The organism is Psychromonas sp. Urea-02u-13 (assembly GCF_002835995.1).
GTDB lineage: Bacteria > Pseudomonadota > Gammaproteobacteria > Enterobacterales > Psychromonadaceae > Psychromonas.
Window position 1 is genome coordinate 1 of the sequence record NZ_PJBZ01000159.1, and the last position, 2,952, is coordinate 2,952.

At 40.0% G+C, this 2,952-nt stretch carries 3 protein-coding genes; 1 reads left to right on the plus strand and 2 read right to left on the minus strand.

Annotated features, from left to right (window positions below):
- Both CXF74_RS20890 and CXF74_RS20895 read right to left on the minus strand, forming a co-directional pair.
- The coding region (locus tag CXF74_RS20890; protein WP_198552947.1) for a protein-disulfide reductase DsbD family protein at positions 1–1,971 on the minus strand (1,971 nt) is incomplete at its 3' end.
- Positions 1,972–2,180: 209 nt separating this feature from the next.
- Positions 2,181–2,555 (minus strand): hypothetical protein, encoded by a 375-nt coding sequence (locus CXF74_RS20895; protein ID WP_101084511.1) that lies wholly within the window; start codon positions 2,553–2,555, stop codon positions 2,181–2,183.
- Positions 2,556–2,750: 195 nt separating this feature from the next.
- On the opposite strand from CXF74_RS20895, the gene CXF74_RS22735 reads away from it, so the two are divergent.
- Positions 2,751–2,952: hypothetical protein (locus CXF74_RS22735; protein ID WP_232772608.1), on the plus strand; the 202-nt coding region annotated here is incomplete at its 3' end.

The window sequence follows — 2,952 nt, forward strand, 5'->3', positions numbered from 1 at the left end:
GTCAGTCACCACATCATTAGGTTTAGTCCAATCACCTTTGACGGTAATAACATTCTCTTGTTGTAAAGCGGAGTACACGGGGTCTTGTAACGTAACGCCAATTTTATTTACCTTACAGGTGATACACCAGTCAGCCGTGACATCAACAAAGACGGTTTTACCCTGCTTTACATACTCATTAATACTTTGTTGATCAAGAGGAACCCAGTTAAGGTTATCTTCCAGCGGTGTTGCCCAGTGTTTGGCGGTCAGGCTACCAATCATCAAAGTGGCGCTACTGGTTAGCACAACGGCTGCTAAAATAATGATCACGGTTTTTTGCCCATGTTTTTTTGCAATGAAAAACAAGAAGAAAACCAGCAGTGATAATGCAATCATGAAGGTCACTAAATTACCGACAAAAGGTGCCATTAAGCTTAATAACCATAATGTAGTGAGTAGCATCATCAGGCCAAATAGGATTTTCACTTTATTCATCCATGCGCCCGGTTTAGGCATAAAGGAAATTAGCCCTGGAAATAATGAAAACAACAACCAAGGTAACGCCATACCAAGACCTAAGAAAGTGAATATCATCCACATTTCAAAGACACTTGCCCCTAATGCAAAGGCCACTGCTGTTCCTAAAAATGGCGCGCTACAAGGTGTTGCTAATAAGGTGGCAAACATACCTTGTATAAAATGACCCAGGGTTGAATCATTGCCTTTAGACGCGATAGAGGTTGAAAATCGGCTTGGCAGTCTTAGCTCAAAAAAGCCTAATAGATTGGCCGTGAATAGGGCGGTTATAATGACCATAAAACCAATAAAGAATGGGTTTTGAAATTGAATTCCCCAACCAATCGCACTACCAGTAAATTTTAATAACAATAGTCCGCTTGCTAGTAACCAGAACGACGTTAATATGCCGGCGGCAGAGGCCAAGAACTGTATGCGCACCGTGCGTTTACTGCTATGAGCTGAAGCGACCATGCTATTGAGCTTCATGCCTAAAACAGGTAAAACACAGGGCATTATATTGAGTATTAATCCCCCTAATAATGCAAAAATAATCATGCTGACAATACTCGTTGAGCTATTTTTTAACAGCGCATTATCATCAACGACAGCGCTAACTTCGTGGGCAAAAAGCGTATCTGAAACCGTGATAGAGATTTCTTTCCCAACCAAGTCTGTTTTACCTAGCCAATTAGTGACCTGATAGGTAGCCGTCACGATGTCATCGTTGATAGCTATGTCTGCTTGTGACAGATAATCATCGGTTATTTTCTCACCATCAACTAATATTTGTGGGTTTTCCCAGCCACCTTGATGGCTAATTTGAAGTTGTAATACCTGTGATTCAACATCGAATGATGAGGCGATTATGTTGGTTAACTTACTTTTTGCCGGAACCTTTGAGAGTCCCTGCTGATATAAATGCTGTGCGTTAATATCAGTTTCTAAATCAGTTAACGAAATGGGTGCGAGGTCCAAATCATAATCTGTAAGTACACAAATATTGGTACAAGTTGGTAGTGTTAACTTACCTGAAAATGTAATCGGTTGATTAATATCATCAAAGGTTAATAGCATCGGAAACACAACATCATGTTTATAACCTAAGGTCATGACACCCGATGTTTCATAAAAAGCAGGGGTAGGCCAGTACCAATCAAGGCCACTAATATTACTTGATTGACTCCAGTCGAGAATGGGGGAGACGCCTCCTTCACCTGGCGAGCGCCAATAGGTCTTCCATTCGCCTTCAAGGTTAACTTCTAATAAACCTCGCGCCTGATTGTTATTTTCATCCACCTCACCGGTGAGCATAAAACGCACTTGTGCAGGCGGGTGGTTAGGGTGGGTTAACCAGCCGGTTGAAAATGAGTTTGCTGAGACTGAAAAAGAAGACAGCAAGGTTAAAGCGAATAAAAACAAAAGTTTTATACGCATGATTGATATTGGCATTGATCGTTGAATTGTAAACACAGTAGTACTCCGAAATATTAATAACGTAGTCACTATTCATATTTTACGGTCTTAAAGACGTGGTTTCAGAGGGCTGAATTGATATGAAAGTCGTGTTTTCAGTGGAATATTAAAGATAGAAATCCATTGAAAACCCACATCATAGAACAACTCAATCGTTTCGTGAAACGTGTTGAATAGTGACAAATAAAGAGGGACTAACGGAGTATTTATTCTTGAAAGGTGCAAAAGGCCAGATGTCGTCTGACACCATGATAATTGCTTGCTTGGTTTACAATCGGCACTGAACTCGATTGTTTGATTAGGCTTGCGAGTATTACTAGCGCTAAAATAAACAGTGGAATGGCAAACTCAAGATTAGCCACAAAAGTGTTAACCAGATGCTCACTGCTAGTGCATTCTGCAGAAACGGTTTGTTGTGACTCTGAAGTTATTTGCTCTGTAATATCAACGCGAGAGGCTGAAGGGCATGACGTTGAGAGGCCTAAGTTTTGAGAGAAGCACACTGCCATGACAATCGCTACAAGTAGTAGTGACCATGAAGCAACTGTGTGACGCTTGAATTGTAAAAGCGAGAATCTCAAAAATGTAACTCAGTTTTAAGTATGAATGAGAGCACATCATATTTACATGAGCAGAAAAGTCAAACTAGATTGTTGAACCTTTACATTAAAATAAAGTTCCACGGTAAGTGCATAATAAATATAACCAGATAGATTTAATGCGCTTCAATAGTTCAAAAGCAATTAACCACGAAGGCACGAAGAAAAAGAAGGTTAATGAGCAAATTGAATTTTTGCTATTGGTTTCTTCGTGTTCTCTGTGTAACGAAGTGGCTTCGTGGTCATGTTATTTTCAATATCAAGGAATCTACGCCACAGAAAAAAGGACTTAGGCGAATAAATAGGCAACGTAAGCCAGTAAGCAATTATAATGCGTTTGCCGTGGCCGTCTTTGCTTGTTTTGTCTTATTTATTTATA